A 24,455-nucleotide genomic window follows, 5' to 3' on the forward strand; every position below is an offset into this window, starting at 1 on the left:
CGCCCTGGCCGTTGACCATGTCGTAGAGCAGGGTGCCCGACAGCGGGCCTTCTTTCTCGCCGGGCGCGGGTTTGAGCGCGTCGGCGAACTGGTCGATGGTCTTGATCATCGTGTCCAGCTCGACCGGTGTGCGGGTGCGTTCGACGGTGAGGTGCGACTTGTCCGGCAGGGTCGGTCCGCCGGTGTAGCGGGGGGTGAGTTCGATGTGGCGATCGGTGACGATGGACGGCGAGATCAGTGCGGCCGTCACGTCTTTCGGCAGTTTCACGTCGCTCTTCACGACCATGTGGACCTCGACGAACTGCCCCTTGGGCACGATCTTGTCCACTTTGCCGACCTCGAGGCCGAGCACCGTGATCGGATTGCCCTCGAACATGCCGGCGATATTGCGGAAGTCCGCGGTGATGTGCGTGCTGTGGGCGATCGGGTTCGATGTCGACGCGCAGCTGACCGTGAGCAGTGCCGCGACACCGACGTATGCGATCAGCCCGACGCGGAGAGCGGAAGTCATTCGCTGGTTCTCCAGGCAGGTGAAAGAGCCGGATGCGACGGCGGGGACCAGCTCGAACTCGACTCGCGACGCAGCACGGCGGGGTGAAGCATCCGTTGGGGACAGACACTTTGTATTTTCGGATACACTGTAACCTAAATAACAAGTCCTGGTCAACGGGTTCTCGCAACACTGTTGCCGTTATAGTACGCGGCGGCAGTCGAGCGTCAATGGGCGCCGCGCACGTCCGCGAGGTGGTCGCGGGCCGTTCGCTCCAGGTGCATCAGGTCGTTGGCTACGCTGACGAAGGTGAAGCCCTGCTCCAGGCGTCGGCGCGCGGTGCGACCATCCGGACAATGGATGCCCGCGGGTTTGTCGGCCGCTTTCGCGGCCTCGAGCACGGTGCGCACCGCCGCGTCGAATTCCGCGTCGACAGCGGGGTCGGTAGGGCTGGCGCCGCCGAGTGCCAGGCGCAGATCCGACGGGCCGATGTAGAGGGCGTCGACCCCGGCGACCGCGGCGATCTCCGCGGCGTTGCGCAGCCCGGACGCGGTTTCGATCATCACCACGCACGCGATCTGGGCATTGGCTCGGGCCGGCGCGGGCCCGATGCGCAATCCGGCGCGCAGTGCTCCGTTGCTCCGGTGGCCGGTCGGCGGGAAATAGCAGGCAGCAGCGGCCTGCTGGGCCTCCGCAGGGGTGTCGACCATCGGCACGATCACCCCGCGCGCACCGGCGTCGAGGGCCTGGCCGATCCAGAACTGGTCGTTGGCTTGCACCCGCACCAGGGCGGCGACTCCGGCGGCGTCGATGGCAGTGATCCCGGCGAGCAGGCCTCGATACTCCATCAGTCCGTGCTGGGCGTCGAGGCAGATGTAGTCGTAGCCGGTCGTGGCGATCCGCTCGGTCGCCACGGGGTTGTCGCAGACCACCCAGTAGCCGACGGCCCGGTGGCCCGACCGCAGCCGGCCGGCGAATCCGCTGTCACCGTGCGGTGATTCGCTGGTCATGTGAGCTCCTTCTAGTGGTGGTGGTGTCGATGTGCGGCGAGGCTGTCGATGCCGAAGTCGGCGGACAGATCTCGCCAGACCGAGTGCGCGTGATTGGCCTCGCGCTGGGTGTTGTCGTATTCGATGAGCAGGTCGGGGCCTTGGATCCGGTAGTAGTGGGGCTCTCCCGGCGCGGTACCGCCTGCCCAGCCGAAGTAGGTGTCATCGAGCGCCGCGGCGTTCGTGTAGCGGTCGGCGAGCACCTCCGCCAGAGCGCTGGGCATGCGGCCGGTGTACAGCGCGATCAGATGGCGGAGCTCGTCGCGCTGGGCAGCGTCGAAGGCTCGCGCGGCGAGCCCCTTGGGCGGAACGGAGATCGCCAGCGCGGCGTGGTCGGACTCGGTGTAGCCACTGGCCGCTTCCGCGCGCCGATCGATCTCGTCGACACGTGCGATCAGCTCGGCATCGGCGAACCGCCCTCGCCACAGCTGCTGCATGTGCATCATCGCATCGCCGTGCGAGACCCGAGCTCTGTTGCCGGACACGATGTCCGAGACTGCCGACCGATGAAGCAGAGCCTGGGCGCGCTGTTCGGGATCGCAGGACCGGAGCAGGCGGAACGCGATGTCCTCGAGCCCGCCCAGCGGGCCGGAGCGATCCGCCCAGCAGCGCGACGCCGGCGGGATCCGCGCCGAGGAAACAGGGTGTCATCGACACGATCGCGCCGTCGATGATCAGGTAGTTCAGGGAGATGTGATGGCCACCGAACCGCCACGCCCACACGTGCCCGCCCGGCGTCCCGAAGACCCTGAGCCAGTACAGTCCCGGATCGCGGCCTCGTTCGCGGGCCCAGCGGGTCTGCCAGCCCTCGACTCGGTCGAGGATGTTCTCCAGCCCGACAAGCGTTGCGACAGTGTCGTATCCGGCAGGGGACAGGCCGGACGCCACCAGCTGCATCGCGAGGCCCTGTTGCCGCGGCGACTGCTCGCCCAGCGCCAGCCCGCCGTGGTCGGTCGGTGTGTAGAACCACCGCAGCCGCTCGGCGTCGGCGTCGGGCGTCAGTGGTGAGCCGATCAGCGCGTCGAGGCGCTGCCGGGAGGTAAGCGCGTCCAGCCATGCCGCGGCCCCCCGCCGCATGGCGGCCGCGACCAGCTCGCGTGGTCCGGTTCCCGGCGTCGGACGGGAGGGAGCGGGATGTTCACCGGCCATCGGTCGGTTCCGTGGCGTCGGACACGTCGAGCATCACCTTGATGGCGTCGCCGCGGCGTTCGGCGTAGGTGTCGAACGCCTCGCCGATGTCCTCGAGGTCGAAATGGTGGGTCACGAGCGCGTCGGTGTCCAGCCGGCCCTGCCCGGCCAGGGAGACGGCTCGCGCGACCGAGCCCTGCCCTTCGCCGCGCACCGTATGCAGTGAGATGCCGTTCATGACGGCGTGATTGAGGTCGGCGGTCACCGGCTGGTCGAAGAAACCGACGAGCACGACCTTGCCGGAGCGTTTGGTCATGTGGATCGCGTCGTCCACCGCGGCCGCGGCGCCCGAGCATTCGAGCACGATGTCGGCGCCCCGCCCGCCGGTCAGATCGCGGACCGCGGTGACGGGATCGTCGGTGCGCGAGTTCACCACCAGCCCCGCACCGAATCGTCCGCCCAGCGCCAACCGGTTGTCGCGGGTACCGACGAGGGCTACCGGATGCGCCCCGAGTTGCCGTGCGACCTGTACGGCCAGCAGCCCGATCGGGCCGGGCCCGATCACGGCGACACTCGCGCCCACGACCAGGGAACCGAGCACGTCGAAGGCGTGCATGACCGACCCGACGGTGGTCAGCACCACCGCGGCGTCGAAGGTGACCGAGCGGGGAAGCGCATGCAGCGTGGACACGTGATTGACCACATAGTCGGCGAATCCGCCGTGGACGGTCATGCCCTGGCACCGATGCCCCTTGTCGGGTCTGCCGTAGTTCAGGCAATCGGTGTAGAAGCCCGCCAGGCAGTTGACGCATCGCATACACCCGCGATGCGACTCACTCACCACCCGGTCGCCGACGGTGAACTCGTCGACGCTGTCGCCCACGGCCACCACGACACCCGCGTACTCGTGTCCCGGGACGAAGGTTCCCGGCGGCGGCGGGGCGCCGCCGAAGAAGCTCGAGCTCCGGATCTTCAGGTCCGTCCCGCACAACGACGCCCGCCGCACCCGGACCAGCACGTCCTCGGGCCCTACCTCGGGTATCGCCAGCTGTGTCGTCGTGATCGTGCCCGGCTCGCCGAGGACGGCGGCCCGCATTGTCTCCGAGGGCATTCACGGCCTCCCTGGTGGATTCGGGCAGCAGAGCTGAGCTGCACGCCCGTATTGAATAATGTTGTCCCGCAACGGTTTCAAGCCCGACGGTGCGCACGGCGATGAAGAGTCCGCCGCCGTGGGTTCGAATCGCGTCGGCTGAGGGTGGTGGCGAGGCCGACACGGTCCTCGCGTCGCCCGGCAGGTCTGCGCCGGGCGTGACTCAGGGCTGTGGTCGCCCGCGCTGTTGTGCCTGGCGCCGGAGCTGCCGGCGAACCACTTGCCGCACCACGCGTCGCTGTACGCGGGCGAACAAGCCCGTGCCGCGGATTTCGCGGAGGATGCGTTCGCCGGAGTTCCGCAGCTCGTCCATGAGTTCGTCTACCGGCCCGGCGAGGAGGACGTGATCGCGTTTGCGCCAGGCGCCGGCGATCATGACCGATTCGACGTTGGCCGTCGTCGAATTCAGCGCTGCGGCAACGGGATCGTGGGACGGCCACAGGTTGAGCATGCGCGCGTCGAGGATCACCAGGTCGGCCTGTTTTCCCGGTTCGATCGTGCCGATCCGGTCGGCGAGACCGAGCGCGCGAGCGCCTTCCAGTGTGGCCCACGACAGCGCGTGTCCAGCTGTGAGCGGCATCTGTGGTGCGCCGAGTCCGGTGCGCCGGTATTCGTGCGCGTGCGCGGCGCCGCGATGCTGTGCCAGGCAGAGCCGGGCCGCGACGAGCATGTCCCCCGCGACCACGACCTCGGTGTCGGTGCCCAGCGACGGCGCCGCCCCGCAGCGCAGCAGGTGGTCCACCACGGCGGTGCAATGTCCCTGTCCCAGTTCGTTTTCCGGTGTCGAGGTGATGGTGGCGCCCGCGTCGACCAGTTGCCGGACGGTGTCGTCGGTCAGGCCGGTGCCGTGCACGATGTTCGTCAGCGGACTCCAGAGGCCCGCGGCGCGTACCGCCTCCCAGCCGGCGCCCGGCGCGCCCGCGCTCTGATGCATCGACGCCAGTACTCCGCGCTCGGTGGCGGCCCGCAGATCGGCCAGTGCGACATCGGGTTTGGACAACTGCGGTCCCTTGATCGCCATCCCCACCGACAACAGATCACTCGCACCGATCGCGCCGTCGATCAGGCGGTCGATCTCGCGGGTGTCGTGCGGGCGATCCACCAGCGCGTGTGGGGTGCCGTGGAGGAACACCGCACGGACACCGGCCTGCCGCAATCCCTCGACGGCGGCGTCGGCGTGCTCGGGCGTGCCGCAGTTGTGACACCAGTCGCCGATCGTCGTGACACCGCTGTTGATCTGGCTGACAGCGCCCGCCGCCGTGCCGATCCGCATGTCGTCGGGGCGATAGTGCCGTGCCGCCACCCCGTGGGCCTGCGCGAGGTAGTCCGGCAGAGTCCAGTCCGTACCGGCGAACCGCAGCGCGGTCTGCCAGGTGTGCAGATGGGCGTTGACCAGTCCCGGGATGACGATCCTGCCGGAGAGGTCGACGGTCTCCACGTCGTCGGCCCGCAGACGGCTGCCGATCTCCGCGATCCGGTCGCCGTCGATGAGGATATCGATGTCCTCGGCGTCTGCGCGGTGCGGTGCCATCGTCACCACCTTGGCCCCGCGCAACAGGATTCGGCTCATTCGCTGCCTTCCGGCTTCCGGCGAGCGCGACCGGACACCGATTCTCCCCGCGTGCGGGTCGGTATCATGCTGTGCGCCGCGGCCTGGGTGATGCCTACGCGATCGTCGCCGACCGCGATCGAAGCGAGGTAACCGTCCGGGCGGATCACCAGCAGCGCCGGATCTGCGACACCGTAGCTGCGCGCGAAACCACCGCCGATGTCGGCGAGGACCACCTCGGCGTCCGCCGCGGGCCCCGCGTCCACGGCCACCCGGCACAGCGCGGCACCGGATTCGGGCCGGCGCAAGGCCGTCAGTTCGGCGGCCGCCTCGGCGCCGAAGCCGATGACGGTGAAATGTGGGCCCCGCATGATGTCGAACAGTCGCCGTGGCCCGCCCGCGGCGCTGAGCAGCTTCGCGTCCGGTGCGCGGTCCCCGACCCGGAGGGTGGCCGTGTGCTGGGCGTGGGAGGCCAGCGGGCCGCCGTGGTAGGAGATCGCGAGCTGGCTTTCGTCCTTGCCGCGTTTGATGCTGGAGGGATCGAGCTTGCCGAGGCCTTCGTACTTGCCCGTCGACAGTTTCAGCACGGCGGCCGCGATCGGAAGTCGTTCGGCCTCATAGCTGTCCAGCAGCGCCTCGGGAGCGCCGGCCAGCACCTGCCCGAGCTTCCAGCCGAGGTTGTAGGCGTCCTGGATCCCGGTGTTGAGGCCCTGCGCGCCCGCCGGGGTATGCACATGGGCGGCGTCACCGGCGAGGAATACGCGGCCGGAGCGGTAGCGGTCGGCCAGGCGGATGTTGGGCCGGAACACCGATGTCCATGTGATGGCGGACAACCGGATTCGTTCGTCGCCGGTCTGCGCGCGGATCCGTGCCAGGACGGCTGCTTCGTCCGACGGCGGCTCCTCGTCCGGGCGCAGGCGGATCATCCACTGGAACCGGCCGGAATGTGGCAGCGGGCAGGCGCCGACGAACCGGCCGCGGGGCCCGGGCCAGACGTGCCAGCGGTCACGGCGCAACCCCGACACCTCGGCGTCGACGAGCAGAATCCGATCCGCCTCGTCGGTGGACCCCGAGAAGCCGATCCCCAGTCTCTTGCGGACCGTGCTCGAACCGCCGTCGGCGCCGACGAGGTAGCGGGCGGTGATCTCCTCTGTCCCTCGGGCATGGCTCACCGTGGCCACCACCTGGTCGGCGTCCTGTTCGAAAGCGATCAGTTCGCGGCCGAATTCGACACCGCGGCCCAGAGTCTCCAGCCGAGCGTGCAGTGCGGCGTCGGTGCGGTGCTGCGGTATCAGCCAGGTATTCGGGTAGGGGATCTCGGTGGACGCATCGTGCTGTGCTTGCATGCGCCAGGGAATTGTGAAGGGGCCCAGATGAATTCCCATCAACGGATAACCGGAACCACCGGCCAGGATGTCATCGAGCACACCGAGGTCGTCGAGCACCTCGAGGCTGCGAGGCTGGATGCCCTTGGCACGCGAACCGGCGAAGGCGTGCTCGGCCTTGTCGAGGATCCGCACCGACAGCCCACGCCGAGCCAGATCCACCGCCAGCGCCGTACCGGTGGGGCCGCCACCGGCGATGAGCACGTCCACGTGATCGGCGGCCATCACAGCACCGCCTGTCCCGCACGGCGGGCGAAGGCATCGAACTCGGTCGCCACCTCTCCGGGTCGTTCGTAAGGCGCCATATGTCCGCATCTTTCGAGGACGTGCCAACGGGTGGGAGTGAGCAGGCGGCGCATCTGGTCCATCCGGGCCATCGGGGTGACGCGATCGTCCGCCCCCCACAGCAGCAGCGACGGCACCGGCAGCCCGCCCACGCGGGCATAGAGGTCCTGCCGTCCGGTGAGGGGGAAGTCGGCCAGCGTCGCGAACAGCGCGTAGATGGAGCCCTCGAACTCGTAACAGGACTCCACGGTCGCCGACAGCCTCGCCGACAGCTGCGGATCGCGCACGTTGTGCGAGAGGTGTGTGCGCAGCAGGCGACCGCCCAGGTACCGGCCGGCCAGCGCGCCGACCCGATCGTGGCGCAGCAGTTTCGTCGCCGCCATCGGCGGCTCGAGTCCCGCCGGACCGGCGAGGGTCAAGGTGGCGGTCTGCTCGACATGCTGTTCGACGAAGGCGGCCGCGACCACCGCACCCATGGACGTGCCGATGACGTGCCAGGGCCCGGTCAGACCGAGCCGGGAAATCAGATCCGACAGTTGGCGGACGAACAGCGCGTCGTCGTAGACCGCGCGGACCCGATCGGAATAGCCGCGCCCGTATGCGCTGTAGGCCAGGGTGCGGAAACCTTGCCGGTGCAATTCCGCGGCCAGGCCGTCCCAATAGAACAGCGGAACCGTCAGGCCCGGCGCCAGTACCACCAGCGGGCCGTCGCCCGGACCCGTCAGCTCGTAGTGCGTGACGCCGTCCGAGCATTCGACGAAGCTGCCGCGCAACGGCTTTCGGGTATCCGGATCCAGACGCCGGTGTTCCCCACGTGCCACGAAATATCTCACGATCGCCCCTCCTGTCCGGCGTGCCCGCGGTGCGGGAGGGTGCTCAGGAATCGGCCGATCCGGTCGGCCACCCAGTCGGGCGCCTCTTCCGGCAGCAGATGGCCGCCGCCGTCGTGAACGGCTTCCTGGCTGCCGGGAATGTCGCGGGCGAAATGCTGGGCGTCCATCCCCGCGCTGCGCAGCACCAGTGTGGGCACCGCGATCCGCGGGATCTCTGCGGTTCGGTCGGCCTGCTCGGTGTTGGCGAAGTCGATGAATGCTTGCTGATTGCCCTTGCGCGTCAACATCGCATACACCCGATCGACCATGGCGTCATCGACGATCGCGGTATTACCCGCACCGACCGTGGAGCGCAGATTCCGCGCGGTGGCCGAACGGGTGACCAAATGACGCATCAGCACTCTGGTCACCGGGTTCCGCGCCAAGCGCAAACCCAGCGGCAACGATTTCCCCGGATACCCCGTGGCGTTGACCAGCACCAGCCGGTGCACCCGCCGTGGATGATCCAACGCGAAGTTCCAGGCGATGTTGCCACCGAGGGAATTGCCCACCAGCGAGGCTTCCGCCACATCCAGCGAGTCCAGAAAACCCGCCACCGTGCCCACGTAAGTACGAATGCGGTAGTCGCGATCACGACGAGGACCGGTGAGCCCGAACCCCGGCAGGTCGAGGCGGATCACGTCGAACGACGACGACAACGCCGCAGCGACCTTGTCGAAGTGATGCAACGAGGAACCGCTGCCGTGCAGCAGCAACACCGGCGGTCCCGCTCCGGCCCGCTTGTAATGAATGTTCGCGCCGTCGACCGTGGTGAAGCGCGAGTCCGCGTCGATGTAATCGTCGGCTGCTCTCCGTGCCATCATAATGGCAACAGTGTTGCCGAAATTGGGAGAGTCGTCAAGCCTCGTCGCGCAAACCCGACAGCGCGGTGACGAGCAACCGCAAACCGAAGCCGAACTCCTCCTCGAGCCGACCCGAGGGCAGGACATCGGCAACGGCCAGCGTGGCCGGGAAGGTGGCCGGATCGAGGCGGCGGTAGAACGCGGCGATCGCCGCGGGCTCCGCCTGCGCCAGTTCGTCGTGCGCGGGCAACTGCGCCGCGAACCCCAGGACGAAACGGGCGATGGTGGCATACGCGCGTGCCGCGGTCACCGGAGAGAAGCCGCTGGCCAGCAAGAACTCGAGAAAACGCTCGCGATGCAGCATCGCGTTCGGGCCGACCGGCACCTGTTCGATGAGCAATGGCGCGATGCGCCGATGACGACTCAGAACGTCGAAGAGCCCTTGCGCCGCCGTCAGGCACGCCTGCTGCCAGTCCATTTCCCGCACCGCCACGGGATCGAATTCGATCTCACCGAAGACCCGGTCCACCACATGCGCCACCAGCTCGCCACGGTTGGCCACCGCACGGTAGAGAGTCGCGGTACCGGTGTCCAGTCGCTGGGCGAGCGTGCGCATCGATAACGCCTCGGCCCCCTCCTCGTCGACAATGCGCAACGCCGCGTCGATGATTCGATCGAACGGAAGTCGTGGCCGCCCGGGAGCGCGACGCGCTTTGCCTTCGGAGGCGGATGGGGCGCTGGAATCGGCAGTAGTCACCGTCCCAGTGTCTCAACACCGGGCCGCGCGGCAGTGGCCGAGGAGCGCGTCGCCACCGATAGGGAATGTGGGCAATCGGCTCCGGCTGCTCGGCATCGACGATGAGCCAGGTATCTGCGTTTAGGCGGCCGAGTTGCCGAGGGTTTCGTCCAGTGCGGGTAAGGGGCGCCGGCAGATTTCGCGAGCTTCCTCGGGTGGGAGGCCGAACATCCGCAGCAGGTCCTCGGTTACCTGATCGGCGGCCTCGCCATCGTCGCGTTCCGGCTGGGCGTGGAGCAGCTGCCCGAGGCATATCGCGACGCCGGCGACGACGGTCATGGCCAGCTCGGGGTCTCGAACGTCGAAACGCCCGGCGGCGACCGCGGCCTCGATGTCACGTCGCGCCCGGGGCGCCAGACCCTTGTCCGAGCTTGCGAGGTTGAGCCCGTCGTTGAGAATGACCTTGCTGAGGGTGGGATTTCGGCGGTGCAGGCGGCCGGTGAGGCGAAAGCTCTGCGCGAAGACCTGGGCTGGATCCTCCACGTCGTCGCACAACAGGTCCAGGAGTGCGCCGTGGTGGTCGAGCGCCTCCTCGACGGCGGTTCGGAACAGTTCCTCGCGGCTCTGGAAATGGTTGTAGAACGAGCCCATTCCGACGTCGGCGGCCTGGGTGATCTCGAGGATCGGCACGTTGAGCTTGCCCTCGGCCAGCAGGGATTGCGCCGCTCCGACCAGTGCGGCACGGGTGCGTGCCTTGCGGCGTTCGAGGCGGTTGGGCTCCGAACCGTTGCCTGCGGTCATCGATTCACCCTCTCTGGCGTGCTTGCCCGCCATCGTAACCTTGCCACTCAATTTTGACGGAATCGTCAAAACCTATTGACTGACGCCTCTCTCGTAAGTGACGATACCGTCAGTACATGGAAGGGGGTGGTCGATGAACGGCCATCACGATGCACACGCCGGATTACACAGCGAGCACGGCGCGCTGGCGGGCGAGCATCCCGGACGTGCGCGCAATCCCGTGATCAAGGTGCTCGACCTGGCCTGGCTGGAGTTCGAGAAGCCCGATCTGGACGCGGCGGAAACCTTCGCCCACGCTTTCGGGTTCACGACCGCGATGCGGACGGCCGACGAGGTGCAACTGCGCGGAACCGACCCGGGCTCGCCCTGTGTACTCGTCCGCAGTGGCGGCCGCTCGCGTTTCCTCGGTCCGGCCTTCCGGGCCGCCGATTCCGCCGACCTGCTGCGACTCGCGGAAGCGACCGGCACGCGAGCCGTGGCGCTGCCGGAGTCGCTGGGCGGGTCGACCGTTGATCTCGCGGACCCGAGCCGTCTGCGCGTACGGGTGGTCGCGGGCACGCACGAACTGGAGGCCCTGCCCAGCCAGCGGCCACGTCTGCTCAACGTCGGGCACGAGGTGTCGCGCGTCAACGACACCCAGCGGCCGCCTCGGGTACCGGCGCGCGTGCAGCGGCTCGGTCACGTGGTGGTCCAGACGACGAGGTATCGGGAGACGCTCGATTGGTATCTGGAGCACCTGGGTCTGATCGTCAGCGACTTCCTCTATTACCCGGGTCAGCGTGACAGCGGTCCGGCGATGAGCTTCATCCGCTGCGACCGCGGTTCGGTGCCCGCGGATCACCACACACTGGCGCTGACATTGGGACCGTCGAACCGCTACGTGCACTCGGCGTATCAGGTCGCCGACATCGACGCGCTCGCGGCCGGTGGCGAATATCTGCGTGAGCAGGGCTATCGCCGATCGTGGGGGATAGGCCGCCACATTCAGGGCAGCCAGATCTTCGACTACTGGCGCGATCCCGACGGCTTTCTGGTCGAGCATTTCAGCGACGGCGACATGTTCGACTGCACCCTCGAGCCGGGCTGGGCGCCGATGAGCGCTTCCGGTCTGGCGCAGTGGGGGCCGCCCGCGACCAAGGACTTCCTCGGCATCAAGCCCGGTCTCGACGCGTTGCGCGAAGTGCGCTCGACCCTCGACGCGCTGCGCGAGGACAACGAATTCGATCTCCGCCGCCTGCGCGGCCTGTGGAAAGTGGCCAATTCATGAGCACATCCGTCCTCCGCACCGCCGACGCCTGGTGGGTGCGAACACCGGCGGGCGCGGCTCGCGTCGACACGGTCGCGACGACCACCCGGGAGCTGCTGGCCGACCGTGCCGCGATCACCACCGCAGCCGCCAGTTCGGACACCGTTCCGCCGGAAAGCCTTTCGCTGATCTCTCCGGTGACCGCACCGTGCCGCGTCGTGGCGCAGATGACGAATTTCGTCTCGCACGTGAAGGACTCGGGCATGGATCCCGAGACCGTACCGTTGACCTTCTTCCGCAAGGCCTCCGGATCGATCAGCGGACCCCACGACGACATCATCCGGCCCGCGCACGTGCGGCTGCTCGACTACGAAGTGGAGATCGGCCTCGTGTTCGGCCGCGACATGCCGGTCGGCTCCGACGTCTCGGCGGAGAACCTCGCGGACTACATTGCGGGCCTGGTAATCACGAACGACATCTCGGCCCGCGATGTCCAGCTGCCGAAAACGCAGTTCTACGAGGCGAAGTCGTACCCCACCTTCACTCCGGTAGGCCCGGAGCTGGTGCTGCTGGACGCCGATGAGCTGAAGCGGTTCGAGGATCTGCGGCTGCGGCTGTGGGTCAACGGTCGACCGCGGCAGAACATGACGGTCGCGGACATGATCTACCGGCCGGTGGAGGCCCTGCGGGAGCTGACTCGTTTTCAACGGATGGATGCCGGGGACCTGCTGCTGACCGGCACTCCCGTCGGCACCGCCATCAGCGCGCCACCGAAGGTGGCGGAAATCATCGGCTCGCTGCTGCCGCCGAAGATCAAGTGGCAGTTGTTCTTCCGTGGCCAGGCCAAGAATCCGAAGTATCTGAAGGACGGCGACGTGGTCGAGGCGGCGATCGGCACCGACGACGGCGCCATCGACCTGGGTCGTCAGCGCACGATCGTGAGGTACGCCCGATGACCGACCGATCGATGATCGCGACCTCGACCGAGGAACTGCTCTGGCCCCGCTACGCCGGTCCGGAAGACCTCACGGCCGTCGAAGCCGTGCCGTTGGCGGCACGCGGGCTACCCGAAACCGCCTACGACCTGCTGACCCGCGCGGCGACACGGTGGCCCGGAAGGACCGCGGTGACCGTGCTGCCGGACGCGGAGCATTGGCGAGAGCCGTTGCGGCGCACCTACTCCGAACTGCTGGCCGAGGTCCACCGATATGCCAACCTGCTGCACGAGCTGGGCGCGCGCCGCACCGATGCGGTCGCGCTCATCGCGCCCAACTGTGCGCAGTTGCTCCCCGCCACCCTCGCCGCGCAGCTGGCGGGCATCGCCGCGCCGATCAATGGCGGTCTGTCACCGCACCATGTCGCCGAGCTGCTGCGCCGTTCGGGGGCTCGGGTTCTGATCTGCGCCGGCCCGGAACTCGCACCCGATATCTGGACCGCGGCAAGCGATCTGGCCGCCCACGGGCTGCTGGATGCTTTGCTGGTCTTGCGTCCGACAGCCGCCCCGGATCCTGCTCCGCTCTTGCCCCCGATCGGGGATCTGCTGATCGGCTACCTCGACGTCCTTGCCGCCCAACAGGATTCGACCGGGTTCCGCGGTGAGCCACCCGCGGCCGCGGATCTGGCGGCGCTGTTCCATACCGGCGGGACGACCGGCGTGCCGAAGCTGGCGGCGCACCGTCACTCCGGTGAGGTCGCCAACGCCTGGATGATCGCCGCCAACTCCCTGCTCGACGAGGACTCCGCGATCTTCGCCGCGCTGCCGCTGTTCCACGTCAACGCTCTGGTCGTCACCTTGCTCGCGCCGCTGTTCCGCGGCCAGCCGGTGGTGTGGGCCGGTCCGCTGGGGTACCGGGACATCGCGTTGTACGGCCAATTCTGGAAGATTGTGGCGCACTTCCGAATCGCCGCGATGAGCGCGGTGCCGACGGTGTACGCGGTGCTGGCGCAATGTCGCGTCGACGCCGACATCTCGAGCCTGCGCTACGCGATGGTCGGTGCGTCGCCACTGCCACCCGCGGTGCGCGAGAACTTCCAGCGCCACACCGGCGTGACCCTGGTGGAGGGCTACGGGCTCACCGAAGCCACCTGCGCGACCGCGCGCAGCTTCCCCGACCTGCCGCGACCCGGCGCGGTCGGGCAGCGCATGCCCTATCAGCAGGTCGGGGTCGTCCGCACCGCCGAGGACGGACCGTGGCAACGGCTGCCGGTGGGGGAGACCGGCGTGCTGGTGATCAGCGGGCCCACCGTTTTCGCCGGGTATGTGACCGGCCACGACGAACACGGCCACCATCTCGACGGGCTGGGCACCGTGGTCGACGGCTGGCTCAGCACCGGAGATCTGGCTCACCTCGACGAGGACGGCTTCATTCATCTGCACGGTCGCGCAAAGGATCTCATCATCCGGGGCGGGCACAATATCGATCCGGCGACGATCGAGGACGCGTTGCTGAGCCACCCGCAGGTCAGCGCAGCCGCAGCGGTGGGCAGACCGGACGCGCACGCCGGTGAGGTCCCGGTCGCCTACGTCGTCACCTCCGGTACCGATGTCACCGAGGAGGACTTGGTGGCGTGGGCCGCCGAGCGCGTGCACGAACGCGCGGCCGCGCCCAGAACCGTCACGTTCCTCGACGCGCTGCCCGTCACCGACGTCGGCAAACCCTACAAGCTGGGTCTGCGCGCGGACGCGACCCGCCGTGAACTGCTCGATGCGCTCGCCACGATCTCCGGCATCTGCGGCGTCAACGCCGTGGTCGACGACGGGACGATCGTCGCCACCGTCACGGTCGCGCCCGACGCCGATCGGACCGCGGCCGAGGCGACGCTCGGCCGCTACGCGATCGACTGGAAACTCGAGGTACAGCAATGAGAATCGCGTCGATGGTGCTCGCGGGCCTGCTCGCGGCGGAATTCGCGTCCTTGGGAGCAGGCAAACTGCTGGCGGTCGCCTCGATGCGCAGGCGTGCCGAGCGGCTCGGGTACTCGACAGCCGCATATCGCGGGATCGGTGCGGTCGAGGCCGCCGCGGCCGGCGGTGTGCTGCTGGGGCTCGCCTTCCCGTCGATCGGCGTGGCGGCGGGGAGCGGGCTGGTGCTGTTGATGGCCGGTGCGATCGCCGCACACCTCCGAAACAATGACGGCCCAACGGAAATCGCGCCCGCCGCGGTCTCCGCAGTGGTTGCCGTGACGTACGTCGTCACGCTGGCGGGTGTGTTCTCGTGAGCCCGCCGGCTGTCCCGGTCGTGATCGTCGGTGCGGGTCCGGCCGGGCTCACCACGGCCACGCTGCTGGCGCAGTACGGCGTCGAATCGCTGGTCCTGGATCGGTGGGAAGGGGTCTACCCGCAGCCGCGGGCGGTCCACCTCGACGGCGAGGTCCGGCGAATCGTCGAACGTCTCGGCATCGGTGCGGAATTCGACACCATCTCGCGGCCCGCGTCAGGGCTGCGCCTGGTCGACCCGTATCGCCGGGTACTCGCGCAGTTCGATCGCGACCCGTCCGGAGGACGCAATGGGTTCCCCGAGGCGAATCTGTTCGATCAACCGGAGCTGGAAGCGCTCCTGCGCGCCAACCTGGACCGCTGTCCGGCCGTCACGCTGCGCGGGAACGCCGAGGTCACCGCCGTGACCGAGGAACTCGACGATGTCCGGGTGGATTTCACCGACCTGGCCACCGGTGCCGTGGAATCGGTTCGGGCGGACTACGTTCTGGGCTGCGACGGCGCGCACAGCCTGGTGCGCGCGGCCATCGGCGCGCGCATGCGGAATCTGCGATTCGAGCAGCGCTGGCTCGTCGTCGACATCGCCACACCGGTCGAGCTGGGGCAATGGGACGGTGTGCACCAGGTCTGCGATCCCGGACGGGCGGCGACCTACATGCGCATCGGTCCGACCCGCTATCGGTGGGAATTTCGCTTGCGTCCCACCGAAACGGTGGCGGATTACCGAGACATCTCCAGGCTCTGGCCGTTGCTGTCGCCGTGGTTCGATGGAAAAGACCGCGAGAGCGTCGAATTGGTGCGGGTCGCGGAGTACACATTCCGTGCGCAGCTGGCCGATCGATGGCGGCGCGGACGGGTGTTCCTGCTCGGCGATGCCGCGCATCTCACGCCCCCTTTCATCGGGCAGGGCATGGGAGCTGGTATGCGAGATGCGGCGAATCTCAGTTGGAAACTCGCCGGGGTGCTGCACGGCCACCTGCCCGACACTCTGCTCGATACCTATGAAGCCGAGCGAAAGCCCCACGCGCGTGCCATGATCCGGCTCGCCAAGCTCACCGGACTGACGATGACCGAGGGCGGTGAACTCGGCAACCGGCTGCGCCGCCTCATCGCGCCGAGGCTGCACTGGATACCCGGCCTCTCCCGGATAGTCGCCAACGGCGAGTCTCCGCCGCTGCATCGCTCAGCGCTCGTCGTGGCGCCGCCGCTACGCCGAGGTCTGTCCGGCCGGCTGGTGCCCAACGGCCTTCTAGGGGACCGGCGGCGTGTCGACGATGTCATCGCGGGCCGCTACGCCGTTGTCACCCTCGCCGATCCGTCGCCGGGGGACCGGACGACCGTGGCAGAACGCGGCGGCGTCGTGCTGCGCCCGGCCCCGCACACGGAGCTGTACCGCTGGTTGCGGCGCGCGGGTCCGACCGCAGTCCTGGTTCGACCGGACGGCAGCGTGCAGAGCTGCGGAAGAAGTCCGTCCGCGCTGTGCACATCAGTACCGAGGTTCACACCGAGTTCCGTTCCCGCTGCGGACGGCCGTCCCGATATTTCCAGGAGTTTCGATGCGTAAGCACGTCGATGTACCCAGCTACGAGCCGGACTTGTATTCGCCGCAGGCGATTCGGGACACCTATCCGCACTACGAACGACTGCGGAAGCTCGGCCCGGTGGTGTGGCTCGCCCGCCAGAAGGTCTACGCACTGCCGCGGTATGCCGAATGCAAGCAGGTCCTGCGCGATGACGCGACGTTCGTCTCCGGCGCCGGCGTCGGCCTGAACCCGATCACCAACCGGCTCTCGCGCGGAACCACCTTGAACAGCGATGGCGCCGACCACGCCCGTCGTCGAGGGCTGCTGTCCCCGCACCTGACTCCGCGCGCACTCCGCACCATGCGCGAAGCCGTCGACGCGCAGGCGGACGCGGTCGTCGCCGCCGCCACCGCGAAAGGTCGCATCGACGGTGTCGAACTGGCGACCGCGCTCCCGATGTCGATCGTGCCCGATTTGATCGGCTGGCCGCACAACGGCCGCGAGAACCTTTTACGTTGGGCCGGGGCGACTTTCGACGCGCTCGGACCCATCAACCAGCAATCGGTGCGATCCGCGCCCTCCGGCATCGAGATGATGCGATTCGCTCGGCGGCTCGCCCGCGATCGCGACATCCTGCCCGGCGGGGCGGGACAAGACGTGCTGCGAGCCGGTGACGAGGGCACGATCCCACGCTCCGAGTGTCCAGCCGTGCTGATCGACTACTTGGCGCCGTCGTTGGACACCACGATCAGCGCGATCGCGAGCGCGTTGTCGCTGCTGGCCGCCCATCCCGAACAATGGCGGCTGCTGAAATCGGATCCGTCGCTGATTCCCAACACGGTGAACGAGGTCGTCCGATACGAATCTCCGATCCGCGCGTTCTCACGCAAAGCGGTCCGTGATGCCGAGATCGCCGGAACGCCGATCGAGGCGGGAGCGCGGGTCGTGGTCATCTACGGTTCGGCCAATCGTGACCCACTCGAATGGGAATCCCCGGACACCTTCGACATTCGCCGCGACGCCGCCCGTCAACTCGGATTCGGCCACGGCACCCATGGCTGCGCGGGCCAGGGACTCGCCCGCCTCGAGACCCAAGCCATCCTGCGTGCGCTGATCGAACGCGTCGACCGCATCGAGGTGGCCGGAGAGCCCGAATGGGCGATGAACAACATCATCCACCGTTACGCGCGTTTGCCGCTGCGACTCTTCCCTGCCTGAAGGAGGCACTCCGATGAAAGTCATCATCGACTACGACCGCTGTGAGGGACACGGGCTGTGCGCCGAACAAGCCCCGGCGGTGTTCGGTCTCGACGACGACGCCGAACTGATCTATCACTTCGCCGGCGGCGAAGTGCCCGGCGACCAGGTCGACGCCGCTCGTGCGGCCATCGTTTCCTGTCCGGTCGCAGCCTTGCGGGCATCGTCGTGAGCGAGCGTCACGCCGTGGTCGTCGGTGCGCCCATCGCTGGTGTCACCGCGGCCCGCGAGTTGCGGGCGCTCCCACGGCGCCGACGAGATCGTCGCACTCACCCCCGTCCCGGACCCCACCGGAAAGGCACTGGCGGGAACAGTACGGAACGTGTCGCTTCCGACACTGCTGATCGGCGAGGCGCGACCATAAAGTTCTCGATATGCCTCTCCTCGCGACCACCGGTACCCACCACGTGCGCCTGACCGTGACCGACATCGAGCGGTCCCGCGCCTTCTATCAGGATGTACTGGGATTCGAGGTCGTCGCCGAATCACCGGGCAGCCCAGCCGATCCCGATGTCCGCACCGACCCCTACCGGTTGTACGGCGGGTGCGTGTTCCAGGCCAACGGAATGCTGCTGGGCCTGCGGCCGGTCGCACCGGCCACCGATCGATTCGACTCCGAACGCGTCGGGCTCGACCATCTCAGCTTCTCCGTCCCCTCGAAGGACGAACTGTTCCGCGCCGCCGCCCGGCTCGACGACGCGGGCATCGACCATGGCCGGATCACCGACATGGACCAATTCGGAATCGCGATCATGTCCTTCACCGACCCCGACGGAATCCACCTCGAACTCACCGCCCCGCTGTGACACCCGGGTCGCGAAACCGGTTGTGACAGCGTCGGATACGGAATAGGCGACCCGCTGGACACACGTTATGCGAGACGGAACACAGGTCACGAGGAGGGCGCACACCAGCGGAACCGCCGCCTGCCTCCACCGCGAAACTGCCGGTGAGCCTTTACCAGGGCACTGTTCCGGCGTCGTCGAAGAATCCGCCGGTCGGGCCGTCGTCGGGGAGGGTCGCGAGGTGAATCGCGATCGCCGCGCCCTGTTCGGGGGTGCGGTGGCCGCGGAAGCCGTTGAGGTCGGTGGCGGTGAAACCGGGGCAGCCGCAGTTGATCAGGATGTTGGTGTCGCTCAGCTCTTTCGCGTATTGGACGGTGACGGCGTTGAGGAAGGTCTTCGACGCCGAGTACGCGGCGGAGATCGGGCCGGTCTCGGCGCCGGGCGTGGTCTGCAGGGTGAGCGAGCCGACGCTGCTGGACATGTTCACGATGCGCGGTGCCGCGGAGGCGCGCAGCATGGGCAGCATCGCGTTGGTGACGCGGATGACGCCGATCACGTTGGTTTCCACGGCAGCTCGCACGATCGCGGGATCGACCGTGGTGGGCGTCTGTGGCATGCCGCCGGTGATCGCGGCGTTGTTGACGAGGACGTCGAGGCCCCCGGCTCGGTCGGCGACGAGATCGGCCGCGGCGGCCACACTCGCGTCGTCGGTGACGTCGAGCGGTACGCCGAACGCATCGGTTCCGGTCGCGCGGAGCTTCTCGACCGCGGTGTCGCGGCGGTGCGCATCCCGCGCGCCCACACCGATTCGCCAGCCGAGGGCGCCGAGGCCGGCCGCGGTCTCGTATCCGATGCCTTTGTTCGCGCCGGTCACCAGCGCGATCTTCTGTGTACTCATACCGTCGATCCTGGCCCGGCCTCGAACAGCGCGTCCAAGACCGACCGGGTCCTCGGCGATACCGCACGGGTATCGGCCGTGGTAAGCGCCGGATACGATGACATGGTGGAGACGCGGGAGTTGCGATACTTCGTGGCCGTCGCCGAGGAGTTGCACTTCGGGCGGGCGGCGCGACGGCTCACGATGGCGCAACCACCGCTGTCGCGGGCGATCCAGCAACTGGAACGACGGCTCGGAGTCGTTCTGCTGCACCGCACTTCACGCGCGATCACTTTGACCGAGGCCGGGTCGGTGTTGCTGCGGGAGGCCCGGCTCGCCCTCGACGCGGTCGACGCCGCGGAACGCCGCACTCGCCGCGCTGCCGCCGATCAGCCGGGCGTAGTGCTGGCCACGAAGGCCGGAGCGTCCAGCGAACTGTTGTCGAAGCTGCTCGACGCCTACGCCGCCGAACCGGGCGCCGTCGCCGTCGAGGTGCTGCTGTGCGGGCCCGGCGAACAGGAAAGACTCCTGCGTGACGGTCGCGCCGACGTCGCCCTGCTGCACCGGCCCTTCGACTCGACGGCCGGATTCGACACCGAGGACCTGTACACCGAACAGCAGGTCGTGGTCCTGCCCGCGGGTCATCCTCTCGCCAACCGGACCCAGCTGTCCTGGGCCGAAATATCCGCCTCGACAGATCTGCCCTTGCCGCGCTGGCCTCGACCGGACGGGAGCTATCCGGACGGCCCCGGCCCGCAGGTTCGCGACCACACCCAACTGATCCAACTGATCGCGCTCGGCCGGACCTGCGCGGTCATGCCGGAGTCCGTCCGAACCCACTTGCGCGACGACCACTCCGTCGTGCCGGTACCGGACGCGCCGGCGGTCACCACCGTCATCGCCTGGCCGCCGCACAGCAGATCCAAAGCCGTCGCCGACCTCGTCCGCACCGCACTACACCTCTAGCCGATACCTGCCGCCGGGTGCGGTCGAACAGCGTGACGCCGAGCTGGGATTCCAACTTGGCGACCGACGCGCAGCGCCTGCTGGCTCAGGTGCAGCTGTGTGGCGGCGCGACTGAACCCGGAATTGTCGGCGACGCATAGGAATTGCCCAACCGAGTACAGACATCGCGGCCATTGTCGAGCGGTTCCCGTGCTTGGGAAAACAGTTCCGCGGTGTCGATATGTTTCGATGTCGGCGGATCCGCTGCCGCTCGTCTCGAACTTCGCCGCGGACAGAGCCGATTGCGCGAGGAGTCGATGATGGTCCGTGGCGATGTGCATTTGTGCGGCAGTATTCCGTTGGCGGATACCGAAGCGGTGTTCACCGCGGCGGCGCGGCGGCTGGGTCCGTGGTTGGCCCGCATTCCCGACGGGGAGGTCGGCGAGCGCGACAACTTCACGGTTTGGCAGTTGCCGCGCATGGCCGCCCACCCGGATCTCGAGATGGCGCCGCCGCCGAGTCCGGAATACGGGCCGAGTGCCCGGGTGCGGCCGCGGCCGGGCATCGATGCAGCCACAATAGATTTCGGACCGCTCGGTTACGCGGACGCCGCGCTCGACTCGTGGCAGGTCTTCCGCAAGCTCCGCGAGGACGGGACCATCGACGCGGGCGTCAGGTTCCAGGTTTGCCTGCCGTCGCCGATCTCGGTCGTCGGGGCGTTCGTCGGAGACCCGCAGGATGTGCTCGAAAGTCGTTACGAGGCCGCGATTTTCGCCGAACTCCACAAGATCGTGGCCGCGATCCCCCGCGCGGACCTGGCGGTGCAGTGGGATTGTCCGGTCGAGTTCGCCATATTCGAGGGGATATTCCCCTCCTGGTTCGGCGCCGACTATCCCGAGCAGCTCGCGCAGGTCGTCGAGCGCCTGGTCCGGCTCGGCGATGCGGTACCCGAGGACGTCGAACTGGGGTACCACCTGTGCTACGGCGATTTCGGGCATCAGCATTTCGCGGAACCGGCCGACACCGGTCGCATGGTCGCGGTAACCGCCGGAATATTGGATTCGCTGGCGCGGCAAGTCGACTGGGTGCACATGCCGGTTCCGCGAGCGAGAGCCGACCGCGCCTATTTCGAGCCGCTGTCGACACTTCGGCTGCCCGCGCGAACCCGGCTCTATCTGGGACTGGTGCACGCTACCGACGGCCACGCGGGCGCGCGCCGGCGGATCGCCGCGGCGCGCGGTGTGATCGACAATTTCGGCATAGCCACCGAATGCGGCCTGGGACGCCGCCCGGCCGAACAAATCCCGAGTCTCCTGGATCTGCACGCCGCGGTGGTCACCGACCTGAGCTGAAGCGCCAGGGTCAGCCTGTCGCGTCGGTGGCGGGCGTAGTCCCGGCCTGGGCGCGGTTGAACCCCGCCTATCGACCAACCGATCGGCGCGACAGCGACAATACTGTGGGGATGGCTGACCGCGCCGAAGCATCGCAAGGGGAGAAGGATCTCGTCGAACGGGTCGTGGGGGTGGGGGACCCGATGGCGGTCGGCCGGTTTCGCTACTGGTTCCGGGCGCGGCAGTGGGAATGGTCGGCCGAGGTCGCGCGTATGCACGGTCACCCGCCGGACACGCAGCCCACGACCGAGTTGCTGTTGTCGCACAAGCACCCCGACGACCGTGACCGGCTGGAAGCGATGATCGTCTCGGTCGAAGACGGAGGCGCGTTCTCGAGCCGGCATCGCATCATCGATACGGCCGGACGAACTCACGAGGTGCTCGTCGTGTCCGAGCCGATGGCCGATGCCCACGGCACGGTGACCGGAACCCAGGGCTACTACATCGACCTGTCGGCCGCCGCGAACGAATACCGCAACGAGGCGATCGAGGACGTGCTCCCGCAACTGGTCGATGCCCGCGCGGTGATCGAGCAGGCCAAGGGCGCGCTGATGCTCGCGTACGGCATCAGCGCCGACCACGCGTTCGCGGTGCTGCGCTGGCGGTCTCAGGAAACCAACACCAAACTGCGCGCCCTCGCCCACCGGCTGATGGCGAATCTGCGCGACGTCACCGGCGACGAGGTCCAGCTTCGGTCCCGGATGGACCATCTGCTACTGACCGCACACCACGGGCTCGACCCCGAACCGGCCGACTGACACCTCGCCCGCCGCGCGGCTTGGTGTCGGAACTGGACGAAGACCGAGACCGGCGCGGAACGAATCCGTGCCGCTGCTTGCGGCGAGGCATCGGCTGGGTCGGTTGGTCCGAGGAGGTCGCCTTCACGGCGTATCGCCTCTGGTGTGGTTCGCGCGGAGACCGTCGATGAGGATCGACAGCAATCGTGGTGCGCGCGCGTCGAGTTCGGCGTCGTCGAGCCGCGACAGCCAGCTGATGAGCACGATGACGTCGCGGGCTTCGACGTCGGCGCGGACATCGCCGGTCGTGCGCCCAGCGGCCAGCAGCAGTTCCACGGCGTCACCGATCGGTCCGAGGCTGTGGGCGGCGAGGTCACGCCACGTCGCGGCCTCGACGGCGGCGAAGACGTCGCGTTTGACCCGCGCGTAGGCAGCCACGCGGTCGAACCACGCCGCCAGCGCATCCAGCGGCCCATGGGTTTCGAGCAGGTGCGCGGCCGCCGCGACGAGCTCGTCCATCTCGCGCCGGTACACCTCCGCGAGGAGGTCCTCGCGGGTCGGGAAATGCCGATACAGCGTGCCCTGCCCGATACCGCAGGCTTTCGCGACGGCGTTGAGCTTCAACTCTCCTGGCTGGAGCACGAGTTCGCGGGCCGCCCGGAGGATCCGTTCGCGGTTGCGTTGCGCGTCCGCACGCCGTGGTTCGCCGCTGCCGACAGAAGCGGACATGTGTCCGCTAGTGTGGTCGGTGTAACCGGACATATGTCCATTCTAGGCGGAGGATCCTCATGGCCATCCACGGCAAAGTCGTCGCCATCACCGGTGCCAGCAGCGGAATCGGTGAAGCGACGGCTCGTCATCTCGCGTCACTCGGTGCGGCCGTCGCGCTCGGTGCCCGCCGCACCGACCGGCTGGACCGTTTGGTCGCCGAGATCGAAGCCGTCGACGGCGAGGCGGCCGACACCAGGGTGGACGTCACCGAGCCCACCGACCTCCAGTCGCTCGTCACCCTCGCCGTCGAACGCTTCGGGCGGCTGGACGTGCTGGTGAACAACGCCGGGGTGAGCAGGATCGGTCCCGTCGCCGACCTGGACGTCGCGGGCTGGTCGGCGATGGTCGAGGTGAACGTCAAAGGGGTCTTGCACGGCATCGCCGCCGCGCTGCCGGTGTTCCGTCACCAGGGCAGCGGCCACCTCGTCACCGTCGTCTCGACCTCCGGTCTCAAGATCGTTCCCACCCAAGCGGTATACGCCGGGACGAAGAACGCGGTCCGCACCCTCCTGGAAGGCCTGAGGCAGGAGAGCACCGACGGGGTTCTGCGCACGACGTCGATCTCTCCCGGCTATGTGCGCACCGAACTCATCGACCACGCGGTCGACGATCCAGCCGTACGTGAGCAGGCCAGGCAGAACATGGCCGAACTCGGTATCGACCCCACCGCAGTGGCACGGGCAATCGCCTTCGCGATCGACCAGCCGCACGACGTCGAAATCGGTGACCTGACCATTCGACCGACTCGGCAGGGCTGAGCAAACCGCTCGTCAGCGGGCCGGATACATGCCGGAAAGGCCATTCGGTCTGCTGAGTCGTGTCCGCCCGGGATATCAACCGATCGGCGGGTGGCCGTGCAATTGTTGCCAGAACGGTCCCAGGGCGGCAGGTTCGCGCTCGATGAGGTTTCGGAATCGGTCGATGAATCGCTGTTCGGCTTCGATCAATTCGAGGCGATAGTGGTATTCGATGAGGAACAGCTGGTCGACATCGTGCGCTGCCGCGAGAACGGAACGTTGTTGCGCGGCTTGCCGAGTGAGAGCGCGCTGCCGTTGCTCGAGCAGCGCGGGCACCTCCTCGGGGCGGAGCACCACGATCAGCGAGAGTACGGCCTCGAACTGCCGATACTCCTTGCCGGGAACGGCGACCATTTCCCGGAGGTGTTCCCGTAGCCGGGTTTCACCGGTCTCGGTGGGGGTGTAGAGGGTGCGTTCGGGGCGCGCGCCGTCGCGTTCGGTGCCGGCGGCGGCGATGTATCCGGCACGGGCGAGTTGGTCGACAACCATGTAGAGCGAAGCGTGCTTGTAATCGATATTTCGGTCGGCGTTGCGCTGTTTGAGGAGCTTGCCTATTTCGTAGGGATGCATAGGACGCTCGATCAGGTACGCGAGCACGGTCAGCGCGAGCGGGTTGTGCAGGGGGTCTCGTCGAGCGGCCACGAGACCCTCCTGATTCGAT

At 68.1% G+C, this 24,455-nt stretch carries 25 protein-coding genes and 1 pseudogene; 12 read left to right on the forward strand and 14 right to left on the reverse strand.

The window, feature by feature from the left end:
- The 11 genes and pseudogenes from IU476_RS26100 to IU476_RS26145 form a co-directional block, all read right to left on the reverse strand.
- Positions 1 to 511 (reverse strand): MlaD family protein (locus IU476_RS26100; protein WP_195104385.1); only part of this gene is annotated, 511 nt, incomplete at its 3' end.
- Between the two features lie 206 nt (positions 512 to 717).
- A complete protein-coding gene (locus tag IU476_RS26105; RefSeq protein ID WP_195104386.1) occupies positions 718 to 1,500 on the reverse strand; it encodes an HpcH/HpaI aldolase family protein in 783 nt (260 codons plus the stop codon).
- An 11-nt stretch (positions 1,501 to 1,511) separates the two neighbouring features.
- On the reverse strand, positions 1,512 to 2,165 hold the full coding sequence (locus IU476_RS36870; RefSeq protein WP_324194348.1) for a DUF3500 domain-containing protein: 654 nt from the start codon (positions 2,163 to 2,165) through the stop codon (positions 1,512 to 1,514).
- A gap of 1 nt (position 2,166) precedes the next feature.
- Positions 2,167 to 2,688, reverse strand: a pseudogene (locus IU476_RS37240) (DUF3500 domain-containing protein); the annotation flags it as partial.
- Positions 2,678 to 3,778 carry a zinc-dependent alcohol dehydrogenase gene (locus IU476_RS26115; RefSeq protein WP_195104387.1) on the reverse strand — a complete coding sequence of 367 codons (1,101 nt, stop codon included), beginning with the start codon at positions 3,776 to 3,778 and terminating at the stop codon, positions 2,678 to 2,680. The pseudogene IU476_RS37240 and the gene IU476_RS26115, both read right to left, overlap by 11 nt.
- 202 nt (positions 3,779 to 3,980) lie before the next feature.
- Positions 3,981 to 5,387 (reverse strand): amidohydrolase family protein, encoded by a 1,407-nt coding sequence (locus IU476_RS26120; protein WP_195104388.1) that lies wholly within the window; start codon positions 5,385 to 5,387, stop codon positions 3,981 to 3,983.
- A complete protein-coding gene (locus IU476_RS26125; protein ID WP_195104390.1) occupies positions 5,384 to 6,976 on the reverse strand; it encodes an FAD-dependent monooxygenase in 1,593 nt (530 codons plus the stop codon). The genes IU476_RS26120 and IU476_RS26125 overlap by 4 nt, the downstream gene beginning before the upstream one ends.
- A complete protein-coding gene (locus tag IU476_RS26130; protein WP_195104392.1) occupies positions 6,976 to 7,869 on the reverse strand; it encodes an alpha/beta fold hydrolase in 894 nt (297 codons plus the stop codon). Before IU476_RS26130 ends, IU476_RS26125 begins: the two co-directional genes overlap by 1 nt.
- On the reverse strand, positions 7,866 to 8,732 hold the full coding sequence (locus tag IU476_RS26135; protein WP_228824365.1) for an alpha/beta fold hydrolase: 867 nt from the start codon (positions 8,730 to 8,732) through the stop codon (positions 7,866 to 7,868). The genes IU476_RS26130 and IU476_RS26135 overlap by 4 nt, the downstream gene beginning before the upstream one ends.
- 34 nt (positions 8,733 to 8,766) lie before the next feature.
- A complete protein-coding gene (locus IU476_RS26140; protein WP_324194349.1) occupies positions 8,767 to 9,381 on the reverse strand; it encodes a TetR/AcrR family transcriptional regulator in 615 nt (204 codons plus the stop codon).
- A gap of 207 nt (positions 9,382 to 9,588) precedes the next feature.
- Positions 9,589 to 10,248: a TetR/AcrR family transcriptional regulator gene (locus IU476_RS26145; protein WP_195104394.1), complete on the reverse strand. Its 660-nt coding sequence runs from the start codon at positions 10,246 to 10,248 to the stop codon at positions 9,589 to 9,591.
- A 133-nt stretch (positions 10,249 to 10,381) separates the two neighbouring features.
- Here IU476_RS26145 and IU476_RS26150 point away from each other — a divergent pair, with 133 nt between their 5' ends.
- From IU476_RS26150 to IU476_RS26185, 8 genes are all read left to right on the forward strand, one after another.
- On the forward strand, positions 10,382 to 11,515 hold the full coding sequence (locus IU476_RS26150; RefSeq protein ID WP_195104395.1) for a VOC family protein: 1,134 nt from the start codon (positions 10,382 to 10,384) through the stop codon (positions 11,513 to 11,515).
- Positions 11,512 to 12,450: a fumarylacetoacetate hydrolase family protein gene (locus tag IU476_RS26155; protein WP_195104396.1), complete on the forward strand. Its 939-nt coding sequence runs from the start codon at positions 11,512 to 11,514 to the stop codon at positions 12,448 to 12,450. Before IU476_RS26150 ends, IU476_RS26155 begins: the two co-directional genes overlap by 4 nt.
- Positions 12,447 to 14,360: an acyl-CoA synthetase gene (locus IU476_RS26160; RefSeq protein ID WP_228824366.1), complete on the forward strand. Its 1,914-nt coding sequence runs from the start codon at positions 12,447 to 12,449 to the stop codon at positions 14,358 to 14,360. The genes IU476_RS26155 and IU476_RS26160 overlap by 4 nt, the downstream gene beginning before the upstream one ends.
- Before the next feature lie 11 nt (positions 14,361 to 14,371).
- Complete coding sequence (locus tag IU476_RS26165; protein ID WP_228824367.1) at positions 14,372 to 14,713, forward strand: DoxX family protein; 342 nt, start codon at positions 14,372 to 14,374, stop codon at positions 14,711 to 14,713.
- Positions 14,710 to 16,275: a bifunctional 3-(3-hydroxy-phenyl)propionate/3-hydroxycinnamic acid hydroxylase MhpA gene (mhpA, locus tag IU476_RS26170; RefSeq protein ID WP_195104398.1), complete on the forward strand. Its 1,566-nt coding sequence runs from the start codon at positions 14,710 to 14,712 to the stop codon at positions 16,273 to 16,275. Before IU476_RS26165 ends, mhpA begins: the two co-directional genes overlap by 4 nt.
- Entirely contained in the window at positions 16,268 to 17,452 is a 1,185-nt protein-coding gene (locus IU476_RS26175; protein ID WP_195104399.1) for a cytochrome P450, read from the forward strand. The genes mhpA and IU476_RS26175 overlap by 8 nt, the downstream gene beginning before the upstream one ends.
- A gap of 13 nt (positions 17,453 to 17,465) precedes the next feature.
- Positions 17,466 to 17,663 carry a ferredoxin gene (locus tag IU476_RS26180; protein WP_195104401.1) on the forward strand — a complete coding sequence of 66 codons (198 nt, stop codon included), beginning with the start codon at positions 17,466 to 17,468 and terminating at the stop codon, positions 17,661 to 17,663.
- 202 nt (positions 17,664 to 17,865) lie between these two features.
- Positions 17,866 to 18,297 carry a VOC family protein gene (locus IU476_RS26185; RefSeq protein WP_195104403.1) on the forward strand — a complete coding sequence of 144 codons (432 nt, stop codon included), beginning with the start codon at positions 17,866 to 17,868 and terminating at the stop codon, positions 18,295 to 18,297.
- A 151-nt stretch (positions 18,298 to 18,448) separates the two neighbouring features.
- Here IU476_RS26185 and IU476_RS26190 read toward each other — a convergent pair whose 3' ends face one another.
- Entirely contained in the window at positions 18,449 to 19,174 is a 726-nt protein-coding gene (locus IU476_RS26190; protein ID WP_195104406.1) for an SDR family NAD(P)-dependent oxidoreductase, read from the reverse strand.
- A 102-nt stretch (positions 19,175 to 19,276) separates the two neighbouring features.
- Between IU476_RS26190 and IU476_RS26195 the strand changes: the two genes are divergently transcribed.
- The 3 genes from IU476_RS26195 (at position 19,277) to IU476_RS26205 (ending at position 22,247) form a co-directional block, all read left to right on the forward strand.
- Positions 19,277 to 20,119 (forward strand): LysR family transcriptional regulator, encoded by an 843-nt coding sequence (locus tag IU476_RS26195; protein ID WP_228824368.1) that lies wholly within the window; start codon positions 19,277 to 19,279, stop codon positions 20,117 to 20,119.
- A gap of 173 nt (positions 20,120 to 20,292) precedes the next feature.
- Complete coding sequence (locus IU476_RS26200; RefSeq protein ID WP_228824369.1) at positions 20,293 to 21,450, forward strand: hypothetical protein; 1,158 nt, start codon at positions 20,293 to 20,295, stop codon at positions 21,448 to 21,450.
- A 110-nt stretch (positions 21,451 to 21,560) separates the two neighbouring features.
- Entirely contained in the window at positions 21,561 to 22,247 is a 687-nt protein-coding gene (locus tag IU476_RS26205) for a PAS and ANTAR domain-containing protein (RefSeq protein ID WP_195104407.1), read from the forward strand.
- Between the two features lie 123 nt (positions 22,248 to 22,370).
- Here the strand turns inward: IU476_RS26205 and IU476_RS26210 are convergent, their stop codons facing one another.
- The gene (locus tag IU476_RS26210; protein WP_195104409.1) at positions 22,371 to 22,955 is read right to left on the reverse strand and encodes a TetR/AcrR family transcriptional regulator; all 585 of its coding nucleotides are present in this window, start codon (positions 22,953 to 22,955) and stop codon (positions 22,371 to 22,373) included.
- 59 nt (positions 22,956 to 23,014) lie between these two features.
- Between IU476_RS26210 and IU476_RS26215 the strand changes: the two genes are divergently transcribed.
- Positions 23,015 to 23,755 (forward strand): SDR family oxidoreductase, encoded by a 741-nt coding sequence (locus IU476_RS26215; protein WP_195104411.1) that lies wholly within the window; start codon positions 23,015 to 23,017, stop codon positions 23,753 to 23,755.
- Between the two features lie 75 nt (positions 23,756 to 23,830).
- On the opposite strand, the gene IU476_RS26220 is transcribed toward IU476_RS26215, so the two are convergent.
- Complete coding sequence (locus IU476_RS26220; RefSeq protein WP_195104413.1) at positions 23,831 to 24,436, reverse strand: PadR family transcriptional regulator; 606 nt, start codon at positions 24,434 to 24,436, stop codon at positions 23,831 to 23,833.
- Between the last annotated feature and the right edge of the window lie 19 nt (positions 24,437 to 24,455).

The sequence above is a fragment of the Nocardia blacklockiae genome (assembly GCF_015477355.1).
Taxonomy (GTDB): Bacteria; Actinomycetota; Actinomycetes; order Mycobacteriales; family Mycobacteriaceae; genus Nocardia; species Nocardia blacklockiae.